Raw genomic sequence first — 25764 nt, forward strand, 5'->3', positions numbered from 1 at the left:
TCACCTCCGGTCGCTCGAGGTTGCCGAAACCGTTTGCGGCGTTCCGGCAACAAGGCAAATGGTCAGCGCAAACCACACGATTGGATGGCGGATGATCAGATGTGGCATCCCGAAGATAACGATCGACACGACGAGCACGAACAGGGCATCGAGCTTTGCACGCCATGCGCATAAAGCCGCCGCGCCGACAATCCAGGCCAGGGCTAGGACCGCAATCAAACCACCTTGAGTGTATAGATCGAGAATCGTGTTGTGAGCCTCGAAAGGCCGGGGCAGAAACTGGCTGTAGGAAATGGGCGGGCGCTCCAGATGCGGCCCAGGACCAAGGCCCAGGGATCCTGACGTCAGGCCCTTGCCCAATGCATCTCCCCAGAGATGGAGGCGAAGTGCGGCGGTTTCGGCGGTTGCGTCGCCGCCCTTGTCCTTGGTGAGACTTAAGGCGAACTGTTCGACGCTGCCCGCTTCCGTGAGAATGTAGGGCGTCATCGACAAGGCCAACGGAAGGAAGCCAATCATCAACAGGAGGGTAACTTGCCGGGAAAAGCTGGCCTTGCCGTCACCGGTTGCGAGCCATGTCCGAACCCGCAGCCCAAGAAATATCAAGCAGGCCAGGACCGTCGTGTACAGATAGGTATCACTCTTCGTCAGCCTTCCGATATAGATGGTCAGGATAAGGCTGCTGAGCCCGGCCAATCTCGCCCACGGATTGCTTGTGGTCGTCGCAAGATGCAAGGCGAATGGGCCAAAGAGTGCACAATAGAGCGCGAGCTGGTTCGGGTTCTCGGACCAGCCGCGGAAGCGATCCCAGTACCACGGATCGACGCCGGATTGGTGGATCCAACCCCATCCAAGTGCCAGCTGAACAATAAAGCCTGCATTCGCGATCGCGACCACCCACCAGGCAGTACTGCGCAGATGACGATCAGCCTCGGGCTCCGCGGCGGCTAGGCAGGTGACGCAGATCAGCAGCAGGTAGGCTATCATATCGTGCATCACCACCGACAGGTACAGCACCGTGGTCAGATAGCCGACGATGGTGCCAATCCCCAGAGCAAGCGTCATGATCAGCCAGAAGCCCGCGACACGGATCAGGGCGGGCCTGACTACCAAATGACCGCCGGCGAGCACTCGGCCGATCGACAGCATGATCCAAAGCGCGAGAAACAGCTCGCCATAGCCGAGTGGCACTCCCGGAATGGTGAGCTGCGCCGCATAGGACATCGCAACGCCGCAGGCGAGCAACGCGTCGCGGATCATCGGCGCGCTCCACCCAATGCGCGGTTTGCAGCAGCCTCTTCAAGCAACGCGGGCGACGCCGGTCGAGCGAAGCCGCCATGGGATTTGGCGCTAAGGACATTGTCGTAGAGATCGCAATATTGCTCGACCACCCAGGGCAGCGAGAACTGCGTCCGGACCAGCTCGACAGAGCGAGCGCCCATGGTCCTTCCTTTCCGGCGGTCGGACAAGAGGTCTATAATTCGAGATGCAAGGCTGTTCGGATCGTGCGGTGGGACGAGATGGCCGTTCCATCCGTCTTCGACCACCTCATTGCAGCCAGGCATCCTTGAGGCGACGATAGGCAATCCTGCAAGCCCTGCCTCCAGCAGGACGCGCGGAATCCCTTCGCGATATTGTGTCGGAAAGGCGAACAGATCGGCCATGCCAAGCAGGGCAGGAACGTCGCGTCGTGGGCCCAAGGCGATGACATGGGGCGCATGTCGATCAATCTCCGCCTTGTCCACCGCAAATGGGCCCTCGGATTCCAATGGCCCGACAAGCACGAAACGGGCATCGGGCCTTTCAGCCAAAATGCGAGGGACTGCCTTGAGGAGTGTCGGGATGCCTTTCTGGCGAGTTAGCCGGCCGACAAAAATTACGATCTCGGCGGATTGGAGCCCAAGCTCCTCGCGCATTTTCATCGCCGACGGGGCAAGATGCCTTGCCATGGCGAACGCATCGACATCGATTCCAGAACTGCGGATCACTCGTCCGCTGCCACGTATGATCAGTCGGTAGCGTTCAAAGAATGACTGATCGTCCCGATTTTGGAACACCGTAGCGGCCGTCCATAAGGACGAAAGCCATTGCAGTCCGCAAAAGATTGGGCGCAGGGCCAGGGCGCGCGGTTCCAGGGACGAGAACGTCCAGCCCAGACCGTTGATTGTGCGCACGACTGGAACGCTCCCGCGCACCGCAAGTGGCGTCACCAGGTTGGGCTTGGTGTCGAAGCTTTGGATAATATCCGGCCGGAGTTCCGCCATCAGCTTTCGAATGGTTTTGATGGCGGCCCATTCCCCGCTGCTGCTGGAAAAGCGGTCGAAACCGTAGCTGCGATGCGGAATGCCATGCCGCAGGAATGCGGCTTCACCGCCGCTCGAAACCGCAGTAACCTGGAATCCCTTCTCTCGCAGCGACATCAGGAAGGGGATTCGCAGGGCGTGATCCTCGCCTCCAACACACACGAGGTGCGGATTCATCCTGCGTCTCCTGACCGTTCGCCGTAGCCCGATCGCGCGAAGTGGCCGGCCGTTGAATTTGCTTTCATAGTGTTGGTTTCGTTACCCATCACGCCCAAGGTCACGGTAGGGGCAGGCCTTGCCACTGTCCTCGTCTGTTTGAATGACACACACCGTGTCCCGGAAACGGATCGCCGTGCCCAGCCGGTTCAGGTAGCCGCGCGTTGCATCAAAAAGGTCGGCACTGCCCAGATGCCCGAGCACGGAGTGGTCTGTTGACAAACGGCTCGCGCTCCGCGGCACTTTCCTGTCTTGGTGCTGGTTGCCGTCGGAATGCCGCCTAATTTGCGCGGCTAGCTCATCCTCTGGATGCGCGAAGTTTGACCACGCGGGAGATGATCGCCCGTGCCTCCGATGCTAGCAGGATCGGAATGCCGTCGCGTACCGGGTAGGCAAGTCCTGCGCTCTTCGATACGAGTTCGTCGCGATCCCCATCCCAGGCAAGTGAGCCTTTGGTCACTGGGCATACTAACCGTTTCAACAACTCAGGATTGAAAGAGGCATTCTCTTCGGCTCGCCTATCCGCATCCATCTGCTATTCCTTTCTCGGCTCCGACGCGAGCGTCTTTCGCACAAAAGCCATCACCCGACGTTCGAGTCATTTCTGTAAATCGTAGAGTTCCGGCAAGTGTCATAAGCCTTGCAAACTGCACTTTCACGGTAGGTGCAGGCTTGGCCACCTGTCGTCGTCTGTTTGAATGAATTGACATTGGACGGAGCTGCGTGGCGGCGAAGTTGGAGGTGAGGTGTTGAACGGACAATGGGTAAGCACGATCGGAGACAACCGTGATAGGTGGCCGGAAGGTTTCGTTATTGAAGACCGCTCGCGGTTAATGCTCTCGAGCCAGTGTTTGACCGTTCCGGCCAGTCAATACGGGCGACGAAATCGTAAACCGGACCGCCGGGTACTCCCCAATTGCTTGACCAGACCACCTGTGAACCGTCTGGGGACGGCGAGGCGTGGGTCTCACTCCAGTAGTCGAATGGAGCGTTCTTCGTCTGCACAACACGTCGAACCTCTCCGCTGCCGTCGATGCGCAGCGCGATGACTTCCCGCGCATACGGCGCCCAATTCGGATATTTCGATACTTCGTCCGGGTCGCCGGAATAGCTAAGGAACACCCAACCCGGCCTGTCCAGTGACCTGAGCGATGCATGCTGTGCTTCGCCATATCTCATCAGCGAGGTGACTTTCCCATCTGACAGCCTTCGCTTGATCACCTGGAATATGTCCGGATCGGATTTACTGATCCCCACATAGATTTCGCTGCCGTCGGCATCGACCGTCATGTCCCCATGGCCAGGCCGATGATGCTCGGTCCATTTTTGGCGCAGAACGCCGTCAACCGAAAAGATGAACGTCTGTTCAGTTTCGTCTTTTAGGTACTGAATGCATAAGATGTTGACGCCTAGCGGCGAGATTGAGCAGGCGCTGTTGGTCCCGACAAGCTGTGCGAGATCGATTTCCGGAAACTTCCGCCGCTGTTTGAGATCGTAGGCAAAGACGACCGCTTTGCCGTCCCCGCGAACCGCGCGCACGGCTATACGGCTGCCGTCACGGCTCGGATTCCCTTTATAAGGGCCGAACTGGAGATCGCTACTGTCAGTCGAAACAAACAGGACCTCCTCATGATTGGTGCGTGGCGCCCACGTCGAGATTTTCCGACCACCGACGCAGATCATCAGGTCGGGATCGCGAGGGTGCCATTCGCATTCGATCGATCGAACACGGCGAAAAAGCGGAGCGTAGGTGCGCCCATCCAGGAAGCATAAGCCGCCGCAGCCGTTGCTGATGACAAGAAGGCTCTGATCCGAATTCCAGGCCTGAGCGCTCGAATAGCGGTGGCTGCAATATTTGCTCCCGCATGCGACGCCGGCGCCGAGGATTCCGGGTTTGGTTATTCGCGTGAAAGTTGTGCCAAATGCCGCATCCTTCGCCGGGTGCAGGTAATCAGGCAGGTCCATGGCCACCGGCGCGACGAACTTTGTCGATGCCACATCCTCTTCACTCACCGCTCCGCGCAGATCTATGGATGTCGCGCTGGCAGCTAGCGTCAACGCCAAGACAATTTGGTAGCGAAAAAAGCGCATGTCGTGTCAACTCACGCGGTTCCGTCTCAATAGTTCGATTTCCGTTTTTATTGGATACCTTCTTCTCGACGCTTCAAAACCGTATCTCTCTAAGCTTCAACCCTTTTAAATTTCGCCCGCGCCGCGCCAAACTTGTCAATTACTCCACGCGCTATTATTTCGGTGGCGGCAGCGAGCCCGTCCGAATCTAAGCTTTCAACGCAAGTTGTCGGTACCGGGAACGATCCAAGTTGTTCCTCGATAAGATTAACGTGGTCGATATGATCAAGACTGCTCTGCAGATCAACTTCGAGGAACTTCTGAATGATGCCGAGATTACGCCGGCGTTCCCTCAACCGCGCCTCTAGAATCTCTCGTGGCGCCTGCAATCGGACAAGCAGGTCCGGTTTGGGTAGAAGCTCGAGGGCGCACGACACCCTTTCACGATCCGTTATGCCGCTGAACAAAACCAGCGAGCACACGAATTGCACCATACCCTGGTCAAAAATTGAGATCGTGTCCTTGGACGCTATTGCCGCGCGCCAGGCTTGTAGAAGAGCTTCAAGATGCCAGTTCAGACGAGCCGCCCACAGCTCATTCTTGGGTGGAAGGATCTTAAGCACTTCTGCACCGAGAGAACGCTGTCCAATCCACTTTGAATGCAAGCCGGAGACTAGTTTGAAGGCGGCTCTTCTAACCGGGTGTCGACGGTCGCCGGTCTGCAAAACCACAGAGTAGCCCTGAGCTCGCAGAACGTGCACCAGCTCGCACGCCAACGTCGTCTTACCAGCACCGGACGGCCCAAATAGCTCCAAGATCATCTTTCAATCCAGACTGAGGGAAGCCTTCCGGCAGTGATGTTATGTCCATTTGCTGAAGCGAACGCCCATCTCTTCCCGGGATGTCTAGCCGACGAGCCAGGAATTCGCGCCATCCGTATGAATGACGGTGTGGTCACGTTAGGATATCGACGAAGGCCATAATCGTGAACGGAAGGAGTGCGTTTCGGTCACTATCCTTCCCGATTGCCTTCCATCCGTTTGCCGTTCCGTCCCCGACAGGGCTGTGCAGTAGCCCAATGCCCCAGCGCACCTCCACGGGGCTCAGTAGTCATAAGTTCGGCATGTCTCATCCGTTCGGGGGATGCGAGATACCCAGCCATCTGGAAACCTTACCTCTGCGATGGCCCCACCCAGAACTGATCTTTTGCCGCCTCTATCGCCAATAGAACAGCTTGGTGGGGCATCCAATGAATATGTTGGACAAAAAATCTTCGATTCCATCTCAGGAGAAATCGTATGAAAGCGGGCAGATGAGCGAGGACCTCAAGTCATATCCGTCAGCAGGGGCTACAGCCGCTATGCCTACTAGTTACGACGCCGAAGTCGCGGCCGCGGCCTATGATCTCCCAACAAAGCAGAGATATCAGGATCCGAGCTTTGCGAGCTGGTACCTGGACGGATATGCAGGCCGCTTGAAGCTGTCTACAATTGCATCCTACGTCATTGCGCGACGGGAGCAGCGCTGCATCGCCAAGGCGCTGGAGAGGTGCAGCCCGCCTCCATCTCAGGTGCTCGATATCCCATGCGGAACCGGGAAGCTGGCTGGCGTGCTGGGCCGGCATGATTGTCAGGTGCTGGCTGCAGACATTTCAATGGAAATGATGGCCCTGGCTAAGTCAGCATATGAAGGTCAGCCCGGATTTCGGGGATTCATCCGATGTGACGTGACGCAACTGCCGTTCGCCGACGAAAGCTTTGACACGGTGGTCTGTCTTCGCCTCATCCATCTTATCCCGCCACATCTCAGGCGCGACATTATCATGGAGCTCGCGCGCGTTGCCAGCCGCCGTCTGATCGTATCCTACGGCGTTGGCACCCGCCTCCAGAGAATGCGACTAAGGCTGCGGAAGATAATCACCGGAAGGCTGTCGGCGCCTCATCCCGTCAATCTTAACGTTGCACGACAGGATTTCGCAGAGGCGGGGCTCGAACTGGTACGCTCTTTCAGCGTCCTCCGGTTCCTGTCCTGCGAGCAGCTGTTCGTACTTGAGAAGGTAAAGGCGTGGCCTGCCGCCGGTTTGCAGCCTTTGCGTTAGCACTGGCATTGCGGATCAAGCCGCTGATGGGTGTCAAAAGCTGAAACGGCGACGGGAGGTGGCTGTGGAACCGGCAGGCAAGGCCATTCCGGCGCGCATGGCATCACTCGACCTGCTGCGCTTGGCCGCAGCCCTCGCGGTCGTGCTCTATCATTATCTTTTTGGCGGCGCGATCGCCGGAAGTCTCGATGTGGAATATCCTGCCGCAGCACCTTACGCCATCTATGGCTATCTCGGCGTCAATCTGTTTTTCCTGATCAGCGGTTTCGTCATCGCGTGGTCGGCCGAAGGTCGAACCTGGCAGGAATTCGCGGTCGCCCGCTTCGCCCGGCTTTATCCCGGATTCCTCGTCTGCATGACCGCAACTTTTGTTGTTCTCGTCGTCGCCAAAGACCAGCGTTTTCCGACCGATATTGCGACCTATGTAGCCAATCTCTCTATGTTCGCCCGCCTCTTCGGCAGACCATCCATGGATGGGGCCTACTGGTCGATCATGCTCGAGATCCTGTTCTACGGCTGGGTTGCAGTGCTGATCTTTGCGGGTGCCTTTCAGCGCTGGAAAATACCTATCGCTGCCATCTGGCTCGCAATTTCGGCAAGCAACGAGTTCTTCTTTGAGAACGCGGTGATACGCATTCTCTTTATTACAAACTATGCGCCTTTGTTTGCCGCCGGCATCCTCGCGGAAGACATCGTTGCAAGGGGCCGTTCGCCGGCTGCGTTCCTGCTTCTTGCCGTCGCATTCCTGGTGTCTTGCCAGACTATAATCTTCTCTCACCACTGGATGCATGAGCACTTTGGCGCTGCCATTTCGTATCCTGCTCTCCTCGCTGCCAATATAGTGGTCTACGGAGTCTTCTCTGGCGCGATACTGCTCCGCTCCGTGATTGCTCCATCCAAGGTTGTCATGATGCTCGGAGGATTGACTTATCCACTGTATCTTTTGCATCAGTATATTGGCTACATCTCGCTTAACGCGCTGGCGCCGCATGTCGGAAAGAACGCCGCATTCTTCGTTGTATTTGCCGGGATTCTTCTTGCCTCTTTTCTCGTCTGGCGCTTCATCGAGACGCCGGTACGCAAGCCGCTCGTTCGCGCTCTGGTGTCTGGGATATATCGCCTTGCACCAGCGTCGCAGCCAATCCGGCCAACCTCGTCCGCACGAACATCGTGATCAGAAGCGCTCGGCGGGTGTGCCAGAAAGATTCGCGTTAATCGCGAAACACCGGGGTATCCGGGCTTGGCACGCTGTACGGCACACTGGATGTGTCCCGCTTCCGGTTTCATTGACGGCTCAGCCGATTCCCCAGCACCCCGCACGACGAGGCTTCAAGAGCAGCGAAGCGCACTCCAAATAGCGCACGCCAGGTCCGGCATATGGCGCAAGACTCTCTTGCGACCTGGCACCGCATCGAAGGGCTTATCGGGGAGAAGGTCGCACTGTGTGTATCAACTTACGATCAAAGTTTCTCTCACGGGGTGCCGGTATGTGATTTGGCGCTAATATACGCAGTCTGTAGGTAGGGCGCTGTCGAAACAGAAAAAGGAATATTGGATGACAACTCTGCATTACACGTCAGGTGGATCGGGCACGGAAATTGCTCAAGCCGGATTCAATCTGGCTGACGTTTCATCCGTTGACCAACTCAATGCGCTGCCGGACGGTATGAAAGGCATGGTCTATCTGAACGAAACCGACGGAGTAACCTCCTCCTTTGTCGACAAGGTCACGCCCTTCATCGGTAATCCAAAGCTGTTCGGATTCTTCCTGGTTGACGAGCCGGATCCCACCGGCCAATGGGGTACCTACGCCTCTGCCGCAAATCTGAAGGCAGAATCCGACTGGATTCATTCCAATGTGCCGGATGCCAAGACCTATATCACGATGATGAGCCTGGGGACGTCGGCGAATCCAGATTTTTCGAACACCTACAATCCCGCCAGTACGGGTATCGATTACTACGGCGTGGATGTCTATCCTGTCCGCACGGATGGCGCGGTCGACTACAACATGATCGACAAATTCGTCGCCGCCGCTCAGGCATCGGGCATCCCGACGAGCCAGATCATTCCAGGCTACCAGACGTTTGGAGGTGGCGACTATAACACCGACATGGGTGGCAAATATGTCGTGCCCACCGCCACCCAGATGGAAACCATGATGGACCACTGGGCCAAGCTGGTTCCGTCACCCGCCTTCGACTACGCATACGCCTGGGGTTCGCAGCGAGGCGACACAGCGTTGGAGAGCTCTTCGGAACTGCAGGCCGTTTTCCGGGAACACAATCTCAACACTGGAGGGACTGCTCCTTCCGAAGCCGCGGCTACTGATCCCAGTTCTACGGCGAGCATCCCTTCCGAAGCCACCACCGGCGATAGCGCCTCGACTGCCACGGCTCCGTCCGAGGCCACCCCCAACGATAGCGCCTCGACTGCCACCGCCCCGTCCGAGGCCACCCCCAGCGATAGCGCCTCGACTGCCACGGCCCCGTCCGAGGCCACCACCGGCGATAGCGCCTCGACTGCCCCTGCCGAGGCCACCACCGGCGATGGCACCCCGACTGCCACGGCCCCGTCCGAGGCTACCCCCAGCGACAGCACCTCGACTGCCACGGCCCCGTCCGGGGCCACCCCCAGCGACAGCACCTCGACTGCCACCGCCCCTTCCGGGGCCATCACCGGCGATAGCAGCTCGACTGCGACTGCCCCTGCCGAGACCACTACCGGCGATAGCAATCATAGCAAGACCGCGCTTTCGCACCTCCTCGCTGGCAATAGCAGTTGGACCGACACCGCCGCCTCCACAAGCGATGGTAGTGATAGCAAGACCGCGCTTTCGCATCTCCTCGCCGGCAATGGCCGTTCGACTGATACCGCCGCTTCCAGCGCCACCACAAGCGATGGCAGTCATGGCAAGACCGCGCTTTCGCCCTTCCTCGCCAGCGACGGCAGTTCGACTGCTACCGCCGCTTCGGGCACCACCACCAGCGATGGCAGTCATGGCAAGACCGCGCTTTCGCACCTCCTCGCCGGCAATGGCAGTTCGACTGATACCACCGCTTCCGGCGCCACCATCAGCGATAGCAGTCATGGCAAGACCGCGCTTTCGCACCTCCTCGCTGGCAATGGCAGTTCGACTGATACCGCCGCTTCCGGCGCCACCACAAGCGATGGCAGTGATAGCAAGACCGCGCTTTCGCACCTCCTTGCCAGCGACGGCAGTTCGACTGACACCACCCACGATAATGCCGGCGACAAGGTAAGCGAGGGCAGCAGCGTTGACCGCATATTGGCTGCGTTGAACCATTCTCTTTCGGCCGGCTCGGAGCTTCTCCCGACCAACGACCCGTCCGACACAACGGCAACCAGCCTGGTTCGCCACGGGTTCGCGCAGACCGTCCAGCCCGATGAAAATGTCGGCGCCCAGGCAAAAAATGGCGCCGCCGAGATCATGTCCGGCCACGGAGGCAACGACGCCTTCGACTTCAGCAAGCTCCAGGACAAGCTCCACCTCGATCAACCCGCTCTTACCGAGCTTAAGTCGGGCGGGCTTTCATTGCATGCTTCCTCTGCTGATACGGCCGCCGATGATGGTTCCCACCACATCATCTTTGACAGTACAACCGGATCGCTCTCTATCGACAGCGATGAAGTCGGCGGCGCAGCTCAAGCGCAGCTCGCTACCCATTTCCCGTGGCAGCATCAGTCTTTGTGATCTGAAAACCCGGAGTGGCGGACCTTCAAATGGAGTCGGGTCCGCCGCTCCGTCTTTGTTCAATTGCGCCACGGAAGCTTGGCCAAGGGAAGATAAGATACCGGCGGACATCGGAGAGATCGAAGTTGGTCGGCATCATCACCAATGCGAATTTCGGATTCGCAACACTAAGCGGTCTCGGCAATTTTCAGCACGGCGTCGATCTCGGCCATCACCGCTGCCGGCAGCGGCCCTCTTTCCAGCGCACCGAGATTGTCCGCGACCTGCTCGGGCCGCGTGAAGCCGGGAACCGGCAAGGCGATTGCCGACTTGGCGAGGATCCAGCCGAGCGCACCCTGCGCAAGCGTGCGTCCGCCCGAGGTGAGCAGGTCGCGGATTGCCGAGAGCCTTGACAGATACTGCGGGTTGGCGGCGCCATCCCTGAAAAACACCATCCAATCGGCATTCCCGCCGCGCACGTCATCGGTGGGCAGCCTCATGGCCGGCGTGTATTTGCCGGTGAGCAGTCCCATTGCCAGCGGCAGCCGGCTGAACGAGACGAGGTGCTCGCGCGCCGCAACGGCCATCAGCTCGTTGGCCGGGGTAAACACATTGAAGTCGTTCTCTACGGCGACGAAACCCTCGCGCGGCGCGTAGGCAGCAAGCCGTTCGCAGTGATCGGTGCTCCAGCCGAAGCCGCCTATCTTGCCCTCCTGGCCCAACAGGTCGAGCGTATCGAACACCTCACCGGCGCGTTCGATCGGATATTCGTTGATGTGTAGCAGCACGACGTCGATAAAATCGCGCTGCAGGCGCTGCCGCGAATTGTCGATCGATGTCCGGATCGCCGCGGCAGAGGCATCCTCGGGAGCGATCTTGCGCGTTTCGGGATCGCCGAAATAGCCGACCTTGGTGACGATGACGGCTTCGTCCCTGCCCTTCAACGCCCGCCCGAGGATTAGTTCGGCATTGCCGGCGCCATAGGCGGCAGCCGTGTCGAACACCCGCGCGCCGATGTCATAGGCCATCGCCAGCGCGGCTTGCGACCTGATATCGTCGACCTCGCCATAGATTGTCGCCGTGTCGCGCCAGCGCGCGGCGCCACCCGCCGCCCAGGTGCCGATCCCGATGCGCGGCACCGATCGGCCATCCCAAAGCTCCATCATCTCCATGCCCGTTTCCTCAACGGCGCAGGCTGGCGTGGCGGGCACGCTCGCGGATCTCATCGGGGGAAATGCCGGCATCCACCAGTGTGCTGTCCGGGGCCTGCTTCAAGCTCGCAAGCGTCTGGCGATAGGCAATCCAGCGGGTGAAACGGTATCGAAGTTCATACAACATGGTCGTCTCCTTTGGCGCGCAGAATGCCCGCGCGCCTGGGTTGATCGAAAGCGCAAAGCATCTGCGCGAATCGCATGCTCGATCGAAAAGATGGCGCTCGCTTCTTGGCCAGCCGAGGCGCTTATCCCTGTCCCGTCAGGCAAGATTATCCAACGCCTCCAATTCCTGCATACTTGCGCGCGATGCCCGCTTCGCGCTACAGCCACGGTCGCAAGGAGTTTTTCATTTCTGCAAAATGGATATTGGCTGGGACGATCTGAGGTTGTTTCTCGACGTTGCGCGGCTGGGTGGCTTGAGCGCAGCGACGGGAACCACGCGCCTCAGCGCAGCCACCCTTGGACGACGCGTCACCGCGCTCGAAAAGCAGATTGGCGAACCGCTGTTCGTGCGCCAGCAGACCGGCTACCGGCTGACCCCGGTCGGGGAAGAACTGCTGCGGCGCGCCGAAGACGTCGAGGTAGCAATGCAGTCGCTGACCCGCTGGCGCGAGGGAAACCTGCCCGACCGCATTGTCCGCGTCTCGGCTGGGCCATGGACCTCGGCCTTCGTTTCCGCCCATATCGGCGAGATCTGGACGGTCGATGATGGCATAAGGGTGGAACTCGTCACCACCACCGACCGGGTCGACATCGGCCGCCGCGCCGCCGACATCGGCATCCGCAGCGAGCGCCCGACCGAGCAGTGGCTGGCCGGCCGTCTGAGCGGCAAGGTCGCCCACGCCATTTATTCCGGACGCCACCTGATCAACGGCATCGCCGCCGGATTGTTCGTCGGCGTCACCGGCGAAGGGGCAAACATTGCCTCGGCGCGCTGGCTGCAAGCCCACCACGGCGACCGCATCGCCGTTCGCGGCAACAACACCCATTCGGTGCGCGAACTGGTAGCCGCCGGCGCCGGCCTTTCGATCTTTCCGTGCTTCGTCGGTGACAGTGATCCGCGGCTGGTTCGCGTCGCTCAGCCTATCCCCGAACTCGAAACCGACCAATGGATCGTCACCCATCACGAGGAACGTCACTCGCCGCCGGTACGAAAAGTCGCCGACCGGATTGTCGCCTTGATGCGGGCGCACCAGCCGCTGTTTCGTGGCGAGACGCCGTTCCGGTAAGCCTCAGGTGTCGATCGGCCGCAGTGGATCAAGAATACTTTGGTGGGCCGGACGAGATGCCGCTGCCGTTGATTTAATTGATCTTTTCGTGTGCCAAAATGAAGGTGACGCAAGAGCTTTCGGCGGCGGTGCATCGGGCGTTGGTCACTTATGCTGAAGTCCTGCGCTGGAGCCAGGCAAACACGTCTCCCGTCCCATAAAGCGCATTCCTCCGTGATAGAGCATTTCATGGCCAGGGATCGAGGTTTAGCCAAGGCACAGCGCGACGGGAAAGATGCGGTATCACTTTGAACGCGGCGGCATCGCTCGAGCCGGCTCATAGCCGTATGCTTCGCCCTTACGCGCCACGCGACCGATGCCCGGCCAGCCAAGGTGCGCGCCGGCGATCCACGTCCCCGCCTCGGCCGCGTCACTGAAAACCTTTAGGCGGGTTGCGCGCGCGGTCAGCTGATCGTCGTCATAGCCCCAACTGAACGCGGGATTGCCGAACTGCAAGGCCGGCACATGAACGATGTCCCCGAAGAATAGGAAACGGTCCTCGTCCGCGTCGAACGCGTAGCCGGTATGGCCGGCAGCATGACCGGGCAGGGCGACCGCCCTCAATCGCTCACCCACCTGGTCGCCATTCTGGACGCGCTTCAGCAGGGGCCGGAACTGCGCAAGGTGCGCGTAAGCGAAAAAGCTCTCCACAGCCGCCTCGGGAATTACGATCGCCTTCAAGTTTGGAAAGAGCGCTCGGCCGTCGGGGGTCAAAAGTCCGTGCACATGATCCTGATGGGCGTGGGTGAGCGCCAAGACCGTGATCGAAGCCGGGTCAATCCTGGCTTCCGCCATGGCCTGCTCAAGACGCCCCACTGTCGGGGCCCAGCCCCCTCCTCCGCTGTCGATAAGAACGCCGTCAACGCCTGGACCTGCAAGGGCGAAGCAATTGACAGACAGGCGAAGCGCCCCTGCCTGCGCAGCTTGCGGCACCGGATTATCCTGCGGATCCCGCAGAAGGTCCGCCGGCATCTCGCTGTAACCGTCCGAGAGCGACCAGACGCGCCACCTTCCCGACGTGCTGCCAAGCACGTTGCTGCTTTGCGATGTCACGATCATTAAGGCCACCTGCCGCAAACGAAAATGGAGGATAGGTTCGATTGTCACTATTGGCTCTCTGCACCCTCTACGCAAAGTCGTGGGGAAACCGGTGAAGATCAATCCGGAAAGCATCAGATCTCGATAAGCGACGGATTGGAAAATGATCGTTGACCGACCTGCTAGCTTCGTGGCGATGCCAGCTCTTATTGCATGCCCATGTAGATTCCTCCCTTCGTAAGCTCTTCAATCATCTGATTTATGCGCTTTCGGCGTGTTTCCGGGTGACGGGCGCGCGCGATCCAGTGCAAGTAATCATTGCGCTGATAGGGAGGCCGTTGCTTGAAAGCAGGCATCAGATTTGCGGCCTCGAGCTCTGCACGCAAACTGTCGGGCATTTTAGCCAACGGACGTTTCAGCAAATCACGTCTCCGCTATTCGAATTCTGATGATGGAATAGATCACAAGTCAGCCCTCGCGCCTGCGAGACCGCAGCCGGCCTGGCGACAGCCCTTTCAATCGGGTCACGACGCGATTCATATGGGCCTGGTGAGTGAAACCCGCATGTTGAGCAATCTCGGCCAGCGGCAGATCGCTATTTTCCAAAAGCTCGACCGCGCGATCAACGCGGCGGCGTAAAATGAATTGATGTACCGGCAATTGCGTCGCCTCGCGAAAGGCGGCGGTGAAGGCGCGTCGTGGCATTCCCGAGATTCCGGCAAGATGGTCGATCGAGACCCCCTTTTCCAGATCGCCGTCAATCGCAGCGAGGATCCGGTCGAACCGCTGCGAGGTCAGGAGCGGAGATTTCTGCCGCCGCTGGCGTGCATGCCCGAGACGGAGCAGGTTCACGAAAATCAGGCCCAGCGTCCATTCACGGACGATGGCATTGGCTGGCGGGTCGCCTTCGAGGCGTCGGCACAACTCGGCCACCAGCGAATCGCGTATCGGTCGATCGGTCAGGATCATCAGGTCCTCAAGGGTCCCGGCTGCGGATACCAGGAGCCTTGACGCCAGCGCGGAGTCAACGGTGATCATCGTCAGCTCTCGCGGCTCCTCGATCTTGAACCGCGTGGCCCGCTCGGGAAGACTGAGCAGCAGATCACCGGGGCGCGTGAAGACGCGCCGCAGCCCGCGGCCAAGATCGATCTCTGCATAGGATGAACCGCTGCGAATCACACGCAGCTGAACGACTCCGGCCGGTGCATGGCGATAGTCGCCGGCAGGAAAGAACAACCTCTTTGCACTTGCCGCGGTCACCATCGTTGTACCGGGCGTCCGGACGCAAGTTCCTCCAGGACTTCGATGATCGATCGCCGCATCCTCGATCCTTGACGCCTACACTTTTGCCCGTTTGACTGGTCCACCAGGGGCATCATTTGCCAGGGCAGTCAGGTCACCGATCCGGGGCACAAAGATGTTGTGCAGTGACTGGGTCATAATGGTCATTTCACGCTGAATTTGCAGTTCCTGTGCGGCGGGAAACAATGTGTCCTGCAAGAAGAGTTCCAGGCCTGCCTTGTCGTCCCATATCTCGATGATGCGATAGCCATCGTCGGTGGCATGCGCGATGTGCTGGTAGATGCCGCCAGCGGGCCGTTTCTCCACGCCGATCCGATCGAGGATGCGGCTATAATCTTCGGCCGTCAGGCCGGCAATATCAAGTGTCGTCACTACGGCCATGGGTCATCCTCGCTGCTGATAGTGGTTGTTTGAAGTGGAGTTCTTGGACGGGCCCCGAATCTATTGGGCCGATGTCGTTTGGCATCGCTGTCCTGACCGCGAGTTTGACTCCCGAAGTTCACCCACAGGAGCGGCCTTTGGTCCTCAGCCACCGAGCGCCTCGATGACAAGACGGGCGGTCGCCGCTCCGGAGAAGTTCTGCTGGCCGGTGATCAAATTGCCGTCGCGCACGGCAAAATCGCGCCACAGCCCGGCCTGAATATAGTTCGCGCCGAGCGCACGCATCTCATCCTCGATCCGCCATGGCATCAGATGCGTACCGTGCGGCAGCGCGCCCATCTCCCAGACGGCATTATCGGCGAAGTCTTCCTCGACATTGGCGAAACCTGTGACAGTGCGCCCTTTGGCCAGCAGCTCGCCGGTTGAGAGGCGCGCGTAGCGCAGCAGCGCGACGCCATGACACAAGGCGGCCGCGACCTTGCCGGCCGCAAAAAAGGCGACGAACAGCCGCTGCAACTCAGTCGCGCCTTGGAAGGTGAACATCGGCGCCTGGCCGCCAGCGACGACGATCGCGTCGAACGCGTCGAACGACAGCTCTGCGATGGGCCGGGTCGTCTCCACCAGCGCCGCCAGTTTCGGCGTCGACAGGAAACCGAGCGAGATCAGATCCGTATCCGAATAGCCGGACGGATCACGCGGGTCGCTCAACGCATCCGCCTCGCATTTGCCGCCCTCAGGCGAGAAGATCGCGACTTCGTATCCGCGCTCCGTGAAGGCGAGCCAGGGATGAGTTAACTCGCTCCACCAAAACCCGACCGGCCAGCCTGTGGTGGTTGATACAGCCGGGTTTGAAAGGACCATCGCGACCCGCTTTGGATGCAGCGGGTCGAGTGGGTTGGGATCACGCACGCTCATCGCGCCATCTCGACTGGTTCGCCAAGATTCGCCCAAATCGTCTTGTATTGGGTGTAGCTTTCCCACGCCTCGCGGCCCTGCTCGCGGCCATAGCCGCTCATCTTGAAGCCTCCGAACGGCGCATTAGGATGGTACTTGTGCCAGCAGTTCAGCCAGACCGTGCCTGCCTTGATCCGGTCGGCGAGCCGCAAGGCGCGGCCGAGATCGCTGGTCTGGATGCCCGAGGCGAGCCCGTAGCTCGTGTCGTTTGCGATCCGGATCGCGTCCTCCTCGCTGTCGAATGGAATCACCGGCAGGACGGGGCCGAAAATCTCTTCGCGCGATATCCTTAGGTCGTTGGTCGCACCGGCGAAGATAGTCGGCTCGACGAAAAGGCCCTTGCCGTTGACCTGGCGGGTGCCGCCGCCCGCGGTCAGTCGCGCGGTGCGCTTGCCCTCTTCGATATAGCTCAAGACCTTGTCATACTCGCCGCGCGACGCGATCGGCCCGATCATCGTCGCAGGGTCCAGCGGATCGCCGAGCGTCGCCGACTTCGCCATGGCGCTCAGCTTCTCGACGACCTCGTCATAGCAGGCGCGTTCGACCAGCAGGCGCGATCCGGCCACGCAGACTTCGCCCTTGTTCCAGAAGATGCCCCAGAAGGCTGCCTGTATCGCGGCATCGATATCGGCATCGGCGAAAACGATATTGGGACTCTTGCCGCCGAGCTCCATCGTCAGGTGTTTCATCGTCCCGGCACCGTTGCGCATGATGCCCTGGCCGACGGCGGTCGACCCGGTAAAGGCGATCTTGTCGACGCGGGCATCGTTGACCAGCGCGTCGCCGATGGTGCCGCCCGGGCCGGTGACGAGATTGTAGACGCCTGGCGGTACGCCCGCGTCGAGGATGACTTGCGCCAAGGCGAGGGCCGTCAGGGGCGTGTCGGTCGCAGGCTTGTGAACGACCGTGTTACCCGCCGCGAGTGCCGGCGCGATTTTCGAACAGGACAACGCGAGGGGAAAATTGAACGGGGTGATCGCAGCGACCACGCCGAGCGGCTCACGCCGCGTCAGGATCCTGATATTTGGTTCGTAGCTGGTACGATAGGCGCCGTCCATTGCGCTCATGGCGAGCCCGCCATGAAAGCGGAACAGTCCCGAGCAGTGCGGCATGATGATATCGCGGAAATCGCGATAGGGCATACCCATGTCCATCGCCTCGCGCACCGCGAAATCCTCGGCGCGCTCGTCCAACAGATCGGCGATGCGGAACAGGACCTTCGCGCGCTCCTCATGATGCATCCGCGCCCAGGGTCCTTGCTCGAAAGCCCGCCGCGCGGCCGCGACGGCATCGCTTGTGTCGGTGACGCCAGCCTTCGCAATATTGGTGATCGCCGCCTCCGTGGTCGGATCAAAAGTCGTCGACGTCTCGCCACTGACAGCATCGCGCCATTGGCCATCGATCAGCAGACGTCCTACTGGAATCGCCTTGCGCCGCGCGGGTAGATAGTCAGTCATGAACCGGTCCGTCCTGTCGAATGAGATTGAAGGAAATTCTCGGCCCCATCCCGCGCCGATAGGCGAGTTGGACCAATAGCAGCATCATCGGCTCGATCAGGCGCGAGGCCGTGAGATCGCCGACATCGACCGGCATTGTCGGTAGATCGGCGAGAAGCCGGCAAATCGCCGCCTTGGCATCTGCGTCATTGCCGGCGACATAGCTCGTCACCGGATCGCCGTTGAGACGCGGATCACCCCTGTCAAGCAATTCGGCAAAGGTCGGAATGCACTTGACGACAAGCGCGCCCCGCGCGCGCCTCTGAACCTCCTCGCCTACCGACGTCGTAGTGCCTAGCAGCATCGTGGAAAGGTCAGGCGCGACTGCATTCGTATTGTCCCAGACGATCTTGCCGGACAAATCGCCAAGCGCGTCCATCGCCAACTCGAGAGCCGGCCATGGCGTCGCCAGGGCAATTACGTCGGCCCATCTCGCTACTTCGTCAGGGGCACCGAAGCCGACACGGAGGGTTGCCGCGATTGCCCGCAACTTGCCTTCGTCGCGACTGAAGCTGAGACGAATTTCGTGCCCGGCGAGGCCAAGACATTTCGCCAAGGCCTTGCCGAGCGAGCCTGGTCCGATGATCGCAACTTTCACAACTGCCTCCCGACACGCGGTCGGGCTTGCCTAGCACCATTGCAGTCGCGCTTATTTCACGAATTGCCCTTGCACGATCGGGCGCACTCGTCACATGGATCGGCGGCGGAACTGGATGTTTGGACCAGTTCATCAACCTGGTCCCGCGTGAGAATCCTCTTCCGGCGCCTTGCAACAGACGTTGGCGGTTTCTTCCAGTTCCTCGGCTCCGTCGACGGCGCGCTCCAGGTCTTGGGCTGCAATTCCGAGCCGTGATTTGCCAGAAGGACCGCGGCATAGTTGCAAGGAAGATCACGGATCATCTCGCCCATCCTCTGATCACCTGGCCGCACGTATCCGCGACCGTCAGCTCCTGCAGCGCGAGCTCCTTGCGATGCACCTGTGCGACCGCATCGGCCAGAGCGATCACGAAACGGTTCAGATTGCGCTCAGAAGTCGCCAACTTGAATTTTCGATTTGTCCGTGAAGCGCGACAAGCGGAATGGAGTCGGGTCGACGCTTGCCGCGTCACCTGCGACCAGATCCGCCGCCAGATGGCCAATTCCAGGGCCGACGCCGAAGCCGTGTCCGGAACAGCCTGCGGCGACGAACACTCCACCGATGCTGTCCACCGGTGAAATCACGGGTACGGCGTCCGGTGTGGAGTCGATATATCCACCCCAAGAGGACACGACGCCGGCATCGGCAACGGTGGGGAACAGGGCTTTTACCCGCGTCATAATGGTTGCCACCATCCGCTTGTCCGGCGCAGGATCGAGGACGCGGATTCGCTCAAAGGGGGTCGGCCTGTCGAGATGCCAGCGACGGAGTGTTTCCGGGCCCTGGAAGAGCGAGCGGCCTATGCCGATCTCGACGGCCTTCAGCCGTTTCATGAACATCGGCAGAAACGGGCGGACATAGCGGATCCCCTGCGGCGTGATCTCGAGGGTCGCCCTGCCGCTGACCGCGATCGTGTAGCTGCCATCGAGCCGGCGCGTCATGGCAAAGTCGGAAGTATAGACAGCCTCGCCAAAATCCGGTGCAGGAGCGGTCCGTAAGGCGGTCTGACGGACGCTGGCCTGCGGCAGCGAAACCGCATGCATGCGCAGGAAAGCAGAAGCCCAGGCGCCGGCGGCACATAGCACCGCGCTGGTGCGGATAAGGCCTTTCTCGGTGACGACGCCGCTCACTTGCCCATTGGTGATATCCAGGCCGCGTGCCGCGCAGTTCTGATGAATAGTCGCGCCATGCTTGCGCGCGCCCTCGGCGATCCGAGGGGCGGCAAGCCAGGGTTCGGCCTTGCCATCGTCTGCTGCGTAGACGCCGCCCAGCCATTTGCCGCCCGCCGCTGGAACGGCGGCAGCAGCCTCGTCGGCGGTAAGCATCCGCGTATTGACGTCGAACCGCCGCGCAACCTCGCGCCACTTGTCCCATTCGGCGAGCCGCTTCGGATCGTTCGTCGCATAGGTGAGCCCGCAACGGCGGAAGCCAAGGTCGTGCCCAATCTCTTTGGTGAGCTCTTCCCACAGGCGCATCGACAGATTGGCAAGCGGCAACTCACGTGCATCGCGGTTCTGCCGACGGCACCAGCCCCAGTTCCGGCTCGACTGTTCGCAGCCGACATACCCCTTTTCGACAAGCGCCACCGACAGGCCGCGCCGCGCCAGGAAATAGGCTGCGCTGGCGCCGACAATCCCGCCGCCGACCACCACGACGTCTCCTGACTCGGGTAGCGCTTTATCGCTACTGATTTGGTGGATAACAGGGGACATGGCGGCCTCGGCGATCAATGGAGCTAGCAGTATCGGCGATTGGTGCCGCAGAAATGCTCCGACTGGCGCCGATTTTCGGTATTTTGCGCCGAATATCGTGACACGGAACGCGCGCTTCTTTCGTAGTGTCAGTTTTCCCACTCGAACTGTCCTGGTGCTCCGTGGACTGCCGAAAAATCGCTGCGCCTCGTGTCTTTCCCACGGTCCTTGGCAGGCTCAATGGGGAAATCGTGGACTCCAGCAAGATGCCGCCAGCTGCGGCGCTGCCGCGATTGTGTTGCCCCGGCCCGGCAGCGCGACGGTAGCGACCTTTTCGCAACGGTAGGCCCGCCTGCCTAGAAATAGCCGAGGATGGATTTGACCTCGAGATACTCCAACATGCCCTCGATGCCATATTCGCGTCCGTTTCCGGACTGCTTGAAACCGCCAAACGGGGCGTGCGGATCCCAGGCCGGGTAGTTGAGATGCACCTGGCCGGAGCGGATCCGCGAGGCCACGTCCTTGACGGCGTCCACATCCTGGCCCTGCACATGAGCCCCCAGACCGTAGACCGTGTCGTTGGCGATGGTGACGGCTTCCTCGATTGTGTCATAAGGGATGATGCAGAGAACTGGCCCGAAGACCTCGTCCTGGGCAATGCGCATGGTCGTGCGCACGTCGGAAAAGATGGTCGGCCTCACATAGAACCCGACGTTCAGATCGTGCGCACGGCCCCGTCCGCCGGTGAGGAGCCTGGCGCCCTCAGAAATGCCGACGCCGATCATGGTTTGGATGCGGTCGAATTGGGCACGGTTTGCGATTGCACCATGAGTTGTGGCTTCGCAAAGAGGATCGCCAATGACAATATGGGCTGCGGCCCTTTTGGCGATTGCCTCGATCTCGGAGAGCCGCGAGCGTGGCACGATCATGCGCGTCGGGGCGCTGCATGACTGGCCGAGATTGCGGAAGGCGGCGGATACGCCCAGAGAAACGGCGCGATCGAGATCTGCGTCCGGCAGGATCACGTTCGGCGACTTGCCGCCCAGCTCCTGCGCGACGCGCTTGACACTCGTCGCTGCCGCCTGGGCCACCGCAATGCCCGCGCGGGTGGACCCGGTAATGGAGATCATGTCGACATCCGGATGGGAGGCGAGACCCATACCCACGCCTGGACCATCACCTTGCACGAGGTTGAAAACCCCGGCAGGGAAGCCGGCTTCCTCGATTGCCTCGGCGAACAGCAGGGCGTCCAAGGGAGAAAGCTCACTCGGCTTCAGCACGATCGTGCAGCCTGCAGCGAGCGCCGGCGAAACCTTGGCGGTGATCTGGTAAAGTGGCCAGTTCCACGGAGTGATCAAGGCGCAGACACCGATCGGTTCGTGGGTGACGGCGGTTTGCCCCCGTTGCTTGACGAAGCGAAAGTCTGTCAGCACATCGCGAGCGACCTTAACATGCGTGATCGCCAGCGGCACCTGCGAGCTGCGCGCATAGCCGATCGCCGCGCCCATTTCGAGGCTCAGGCATTGAGCCAGCAGTTCGCCGCGCGCCTCGAGCAGCGCTTGCAGGCGATCGAGCAGACCCGCGCGGTCTTCTGGCGTGGTCCGACTCCAGGTGGCGAATGCCCGGCGGGCCGCTGCAACGGCCGCGTCAACGTCCTTGCCATTTCCAAGCGGAAACTGGCTCACAACCTCTTCTGTGGCGGGATTGACGACGACGCCCGTCGCGGTGCCGCTCGGCTCAACCCATTGACCGTCGATGAAGAACTTGTCCAGGTGGCCGTTGCGGACCAGGTGTTCGAGAGGCGTCATCACCCTACACGGTCCTTCATGCGGTAGTAGGCGCCGACAATCGGCAGGAACCAGGGGCGCCCGAAATAACCGGGGATCGCTGGCCAGTCGAAATCCTTCCAGGGATTGAGCTCGGGGCGCCCGTCCATGACGTCGGCCATGATGGTGCCCATCAACGTCGACATCTGGGTCCCGTGTCCGCTATAGCCCATCGAGTAATAGATGCCATCGCGCTCTCCGGCCCGCGGCAGGCGATCGCGGGTCATATCGACCATGCCGCCCCAGCAGTAGCCGATGCGGGTGCCGGCCAGTTCCGGAAAGACCTCGACCATCGCCGCCTTGAGTATCCGGCCGCTTTTTTCGTCGGATTGGGGGTTGGACACGGCAAAGCGCGCCCTCCCGCCGAACAGAAGGCGATTGTCCGGCGTGAGCCGCCAGTAGACAACGAGATTGCGCGTGTCGACGACCATGCGCCCGGTCGGCATGAGGCGCTTAAGGTGGTCGGGCGATAGCGGCTCGGTCACGATCAGAAATGCGCCGACCGGGATCATGCGCCGGCGGATCCAGCCGAGCGGACCAACCTGGGAAATGCCGCTCGCCAACAGGACCTGCCGCGCGACGATCTTGCCCTTTGGCGTCGTTACCTCATGCTCGCCTGAAACCTTGCGCATCGCCATTACGGGCGAGCGTTCATGGACGTCTGCGCCACGCCGGGCAGCGGCGGTCGCGAGGCCCCGGACGAACCGGCCGACATGCATGCCCGCGCTCTTGGGAAAGAGCAGCCCGCCATGGTAGCGGTTGGTGCCGACTTCGGTTCGCAGGTCGTCGCGCGCGATCATCCTCGTTTCGGGATCGACATTGGCCGCCAGCAGTTCCTGGCTGCGCGCCAGCATGTCGTAATGCTCGGGCTTGGCGGCAAGCTTGAGCTTGCCGACGCGGGAGAAGCTGCAGTCGATCTTTTCTTCCTGCACCAACCGCTCGACCATATCGACGCCAGCGTCGAAAGCCTTGTAGAGCGCATTTGCGGCGGGCTTGCCGTGCTTGCCAGCCATGATTGCATAATTCTGGGCAAAGCCGTTGTTGCACATCCCGCCATTGCGGCCGGACGCGGCGTTGCCGATCGTTTCGGCCTCCAACAGGGCAACCCTGGCGCCCTTTTTGGCAATGGCCAGCGCGGCGGAGGAGCCGGTCAGGCCGCCGCCCACAATCGCCACGTCGTAGTGGCCTTCGAGCGGTTTGGACGACCGTTCACTGAACGGCTGAGACGTATCCAGCCAGTAAGAAGTAAACTTCATTTTCTTAACCACCAGTGCTGATTGGAGTGGGGCGACATCCGAGGCATAGTTGCGCGCGCCTACCAGCCGCGCATCCGCTCCCAGCGCGCTTCAATCTTGGGGCTGTCCCCGTTGACGACGCTGTAAAAATCATGCTGGGCGGCCATCGCACACGCATGATTGGGCAGAATCCGGACCCGAGACCCGAGCGGCAACTCGGGCATGGACTTTCCAGAACCGGCACGAATGGCGAGGATGCCGTGTTCCTGGCTGGCCTGGGCCACGATCACATCTTCAAGCACCTGTCCCTTTTCGTCGCAGACCACCCCGTAACCCTGGTCGATCTGCTGGTTTGCGGTTCCCCGGTCGCGCGAAAGCGCCATCCACCCGGCGTCAACCAGCACCCATCCCTTTTCCGGCTTGGAGCCGATCACCGTGGCCAATACGGAAATGGCGATATCGTCGCGGTTGCAGACCCCAACCCCGTGCTGGACGAGGTCGAAGAACATGTAGACTCCAGCGCGCAGCTCGGTGACTCCATCAAGATTGTCGGCGAAATGCGCTGTCGGCGTCGAGCCGACGCTGACGATCGGGCAGGCATGGCCATGGGCGCGCAGGATTTCAGCGGCGCGAACGGTGGCTGAACGCTCGTTCTCGCCTGCCTTGACCAGCGCATCGGGCGTGTTCAAGCCATAGGACTCGCCTGCATGGGCGAGGACGCCGGCGAGGTTGGCACCGGCAGCGACGACCCTGCTGGCCACGTCGAGCAACTTCGGGTCGTCCGGCTTCAAGCCACCGCGATGGTCATCGCAGTCCAGTTCGATGAAAACAGATGGCGTCATGCCGGTGGCTTCGCGCACGCCGGCCAGGGCGTCGGCCTGCTCCACGGAATCGAGCAACAGCTTCACATCAGCGCCGGCTCGGCGACAAAGCTTCATGGCACGCATGGCCGAGGCCGGCGAGATGCCGACCGCATAGGTCATGTCTCGAAAGCCATGGCCCGCAAAATACTCCGCCTCGGCGATGGTCGAAACCGTGATCGGACCGGGTTCGCGGTGGAACGCGTATCGGGCGACGTCGATGCTTTTGGCCGTCTTCATATGCGGGCGCAGCACCACGCCAAGCTTCTTGGCGCGCCCAGCCAGACCCTGGATGTTTTGCTCGAGCCGGCCACGGTCCAGAAGCAGCGCCGGGGTGACCAAGGCGTCGATCGTCCTAGCCGTCTCGCTCACTGCCAGGTTTGCCGCCACCTTGTTCATCATCTCATTTCCTAAGTGAACGACTGGTTTGCCAATGCATATATATGGGCTGGCCCCTCGACGGCGGGCCGTTGCCCTTTGACCATGGCGGTCGCACTGCCGGACCGCTGAAGGCCAAGGCTCTCAAGCCAGTCACCCAATCCATCCTCGGCATAGACGTCGATGCGAACGAATTGATCGTGAAGCTTCGAAAGCTGGGCCAGGATCAGAAGCCGCGCGTCTTGGTCGCTCTCGGCTGCACAAGGGCCGACCACATAGCCGCGGCCAAACCTCCTCGCGATAGCGTAGCCTGCAATCCGTCCCCTGCGCTCAATGACCAGTGCGTTGCCCACATCGGCGAGCGCAGCCACCATCGCCAGCCGGGGCATGCCCGTGGCCGATTCGTCGAAGGCCTGGATCGGCGTGAGGTCGGAGGCTGTCGCTTGACGGATGTCGTCGCCGGTACTCCGCGTCACGGGGACAGTCAGCGAGCCCTGGTGCTGAAGCACCGTGCCCCAGGCAGTGAAGCCGCGTCGCTTGTAGAGCGCCAGCCCCTCTTCGGTTGAGTTGAGCAGCACGTTGCGGCCGTGTGTCGCCTCAAGCAATCCATCAAAGAGCCGGGCGCCGTTGCCACCGCCTTGCGCGGAGCCAGTAACTATGATCATCCCGACCGTGGCATAGGAATGTCCGTAGTTCCAGGACATGGCCGTGCCAATCACCTGTCCTGCCCTCTCGAGGACCAGGCCATTGCCGACCATCAGGGCAAATTCCCAATCCTCCTGGCGGTAGGGCCAGGCCATCTCCTGCGACAGCTTCAGCGCGCCCGGCAAATGGCGGGTTTCCAATTTCATCAGCTCGGTCGGGGCGCTGACGATATCTCTGTCATGCTCAACGGTCATAAGGTGCAACGCTGTCACTTGATCCAGAGTCGGATTGAAGTCGGACCTTAGAGTCGCGCCCGGCGGACAGATTTCGCTGCTGTTTTGCCCCTTCAAATCAGCGGGATTGTTCGTTTTAAGCAGTTCCTCGGCATGCCAAATCGCGCAAATCAGGCGAGGAATACCTGGCACTTTGAATCGCCGCTTCGTGGTTGCCCGCGATCGGCG

The 25764-nt window shown here is 60.8% G+C and carries 25 protein-coding genes; 5 read left to right on the forward strand and 20 right to left on the reverse strand.

Translation table 11 applies throughout. The features are described 5' to 3' along the window. The 5 genes from NKI22_RS21375 to NKI22_RS21395 form a co-directional block, all read right to left on the reverse strand. Window positions 1-1257, reverse strand: a complete 1257-nt coding sequence (locus tag NKI22_RS21375; RefSeq protein WP_023718567.1) for an O-antigen ligase family protein — start codon at window positions 1255-1257, stop codon at window positions 1-3. Next, window positions 1254-2477: a glycosyltransferase family 4 protein gene (locus NKI22_RS21380; protein ID WP_352484586.1), complete on the reverse strand. Its 1224-nt coding sequence runs from the start codon at window positions 2475-2477 to the stop codon at window positions 1254-1256. Before NKI22_RS21380 ends, NKI22_RS21375 begins: the two co-directional genes overlap by 4 nt. A gap of 337 nt (window positions 2478-2814) precedes the next feature. Beyond that, window positions 2815-3048 carry a Trm112 family protein gene (locus NKI22_RS21385; protein WP_084642590.1) on the reverse strand — a complete coding sequence of 78 codons (234 nt, stop codon included), beginning with the start codon at window positions 3046-3048 and terminating at the stop codon, window positions 2815-2817. 278 nt (window positions 3049-3326) lie between these two features. Further along, window positions 3327-4607, reverse strand: a complete 1281-nt coding sequence (locus NKI22_RS21390) for a hypothetical protein (RefSeq protein WP_352639363.1) — start codon at window positions 4605-4607, stop codon at window positions 3327-3329. Window positions 4608-4696: 89 nt separating this feature from the next. Further along, complete coding sequence (locus NKI22_RS21395; protein WP_023718570.1) at window positions 4697-5407, reverse strand: AAA family ATPase; 711 nt, start codon at window positions 5405-5407, stop codon at window positions 4697-4699. Between the two features lie 428 nt (window positions 5408-5835). Here NKI22_RS21395 and NKI22_RS21400 point away from each other — a divergent pair, with 428 nt between their 5' ends. From NKI22_RS21400 to NKI22_RS21410, 3 genes are all read left to right on the forward strand, one after another. Further along, window positions 5836-6684: a class I SAM-dependent methyltransferase gene (locus tag NKI22_RS21400; protein WP_352484582.1), complete on the forward strand. Its 849-nt coding sequence runs from the start codon at window positions 5836-5838 to the stop codon at window positions 6682-6684. 64 nt (window positions 6685-6748) lie between these two features. Continuing rightward, on the forward strand, window positions 6749-7858 hold the full coding sequence (locus NKI22_RS21405) for an acyltransferase family protein (RefSeq protein ID WP_352639361.1): 1110 nt from the start codon (window positions 6749-6751) through the stop codon (window positions 7856-7858). Between the two features lie 381 nt (window positions 7859-8239). Continuing rightward, a complete protein-coding gene (locus tag NKI22_RS21410; protein WP_352815146.1) occupies window positions 8240-10399 on the forward strand; it encodes a hypothetical protein in 2160 nt (719 codons plus the stop codon). A gap of 167 nt (window positions 10400-10566) precedes the next feature. On the opposite strand, the gene NKI22_RS21415 is transcribed toward NKI22_RS21410, so the two are convergent. Further along, window positions 10567-11550 carry an aldo/keto reductase gene (locus NKI22_RS21415; protein WP_352639357.1) on the reverse strand — a complete coding sequence of 328 codons (984 nt, stop codon included), beginning with the start codon at window positions 11548-11550 and terminating at the stop codon, window positions 10567-10569. Between the two features lie 10 nt (window positions 11551-11560). After that, entirely contained in the window at window positions 11561-11716 is a 156-nt protein-coding gene (locus tag NKI22_RS21420) for a YjiS-like domain-containing protein (RefSeq protein WP_352815144.1), read from the reverse strand. A 235-nt stretch (window positions 11717-11951) separates the two neighbouring features. Here NKI22_RS21420 and NKI22_RS21425 point away from each other — a divergent pair, with 235 nt between their 5' ends. Together NKI22_RS21425 and NKI22_RS31525 are read left to right on the forward strand one after the other, a co-directional pair. Beyond that, window positions 11952-12821, forward strand: coding sequence for a LysR family transcriptional regulator (locus NKI22_RS21425; protein WP_352716094.1), 870 nt, complete (start codon window positions 11952-11954; stop codon window positions 12819-12821). Between the two features lie 98 nt (window positions 12822-12919). After that, window positions 12920-13021 (forward strand): DUF2274 domain-containing protein, encoded by a 102-nt coding sequence (locus NKI22_RS31525; protein WP_156948055.1) that lies wholly within the window; start codon window positions 12920-12922, stop codon window positions 13019-13021. 82 nt (window positions 13022-13103) lie between these two features. On the opposite strand, the gene NKI22_RS21430 is transcribed toward NKI22_RS31525, so the two are convergent. The 13 genes from NKI22_RS21430 to NKI22_RS21490 all read right to left on the reverse strand — a co-directional run bounded on the left by NKI22_RS21430 (window position 13104) and on the right by NKI22_RS21490 (window position 25728). Then, window positions 13104-13919, reverse strand: coding sequence for an MBL fold metallo-hydrolase (locus NKI22_RS21430; RefSeq protein WP_352958838.1), 816 nt, complete (start codon window positions 13917-13919; stop codon window positions 13104-13106). A 185-nt stretch (window positions 13920-14104) separates the two neighbouring features. Next, on the reverse strand, window positions 14105-14320 hold the full coding sequence (locus NKI22_RS21435) for a YdeI/OmpD-associated family protein (protein WP_036244599.1): 216 nt from the start codon (window positions 14318-14320) through the stop codon (window positions 14105-14107). A 46-nt stretch (window positions 14321-14366) separates the two neighbouring features. After that, window positions 14367-15161 (reverse strand): helix-turn-helix domain-containing protein, encoded by a 795-nt coding sequence (locus NKI22_RS21440; protein WP_352815142.1) that lies wholly within the window; start codon window positions 15159-15161, stop codon window positions 14367-14369. Between the two features lie 75 nt (window positions 15162-15236). Continuing rightward, window positions 15237-15581 (reverse strand): hypothetical protein, encoded by a 345-nt coding sequence (locus tag NKI22_RS21445; protein WP_352815140.1) that lies wholly within the window; start codon window positions 15579-15581, stop codon window positions 15237-15239. 144 nt (window positions 15582-15725) lie between these two features. Next, window positions 15726-16496 (reverse strand): type 1 glutamine amidotransferase domain-containing protein, encoded by a 771-nt coding sequence (locus tag NKI22_RS21450; protein ID WP_352639351.1) that lies wholly within the window; start codon window positions 16494-16496, stop codon window positions 15726-15728. Then, complete coding sequence (locus tag NKI22_RS21455) at window positions 16493-17992, reverse strand: aldehyde dehydrogenase family protein (protein WP_352639349.1); 1500 nt, start codon at window positions 17990-17992, stop codon at window positions 16493-16495. Before NKI22_RS21455 ends, NKI22_RS21450 begins: the two co-directional genes overlap by 4 nt. Continuing rightward, a complete protein-coding gene (locus NKI22_RS21460) occupies window positions 17985-18629 on the reverse strand; it encodes an NADPH-dependent F420 reductase (RefSeq protein ID WP_352639348.1) in 645 nt (214 codons plus the stop codon). Before NKI22_RS21460 ends, NKI22_RS21455 begins: the two co-directional genes overlap by 8 nt. A 298-nt stretch (window positions 18630-18927) precedes the next feature. Then, the gene (locus NKI22_RS21465; RefSeq protein ID WP_352639346.1) at window positions 18928-19071 is read right to left on the reverse strand and encodes a hypothetical protein; all 144 of its coding nucleotides are present in this window, start codon (window positions 19069-19071) and stop codon (window positions 18928-18930) included. After that, window positions 19058-20380: an NAD(P)/FAD-dependent oxidoreductase gene (locus NKI22_RS21470; protein WP_352639482.1), complete on the reverse strand. Its 1323-nt coding sequence runs from the start codon at window positions 20378-20380 to the stop codon at window positions 19058-19060. Before NKI22_RS21470 ends, NKI22_RS21465 begins: the two co-directional genes overlap by 14 nt. A gap of 335 nt (window positions 20381-20715) precedes the next feature. Next, window positions 20716-22170: an aldehyde dehydrogenase family protein gene (locus tag NKI22_RS21475; protein WP_352639345.1), complete on the reverse strand. Its 1455-nt coding sequence runs from the start codon at window positions 22168-22170 to the stop codon at window positions 20716-20718. Beyond that, entirely contained in the window at window positions 22167-23441 is a 1275-nt protein-coding gene (locus NKI22_RS21480; protein ID WP_352639344.1) for an NAD(P)/FAD-dependent oxidoreductase, read from the reverse strand. The genes NKI22_RS21475 and NKI22_RS21480 overlap by 4 nt, the downstream gene beginning before the upstream one ends. A 59-nt stretch (window positions 23442-23500) precedes the next feature. Further along, on the reverse strand, window positions 23501-24679 hold the full coding sequence (locus NKI22_RS21485) for an alanine racemase (RefSeq protein ID WP_352958882.1): 1179 nt from the start codon (window positions 24677-24679) through the stop codon (window positions 23501-23503). A gap of 11 nt (window positions 24680-24690) precedes the next feature. Further along, window positions 24691-25728, reverse strand: a complete 1038-nt coding sequence (locus NKI22_RS21490; RefSeq protein ID WP_245278565.1) for a GNAT family N-acetyltransferase — start codon at window positions 25726-25728, stop codon at window positions 24691-24693. Window positions 25729-25764 lie beyond the last annotated feature (36 nt).

The organism is Mesorhizobium sp. M0778 (assembly GCF_040320105.1).
Lineage (GTDB): Bacteria > Pseudomonadota > Alphaproteobacteria > Rhizobiales > Rhizobiaceae > Mesorhizobium.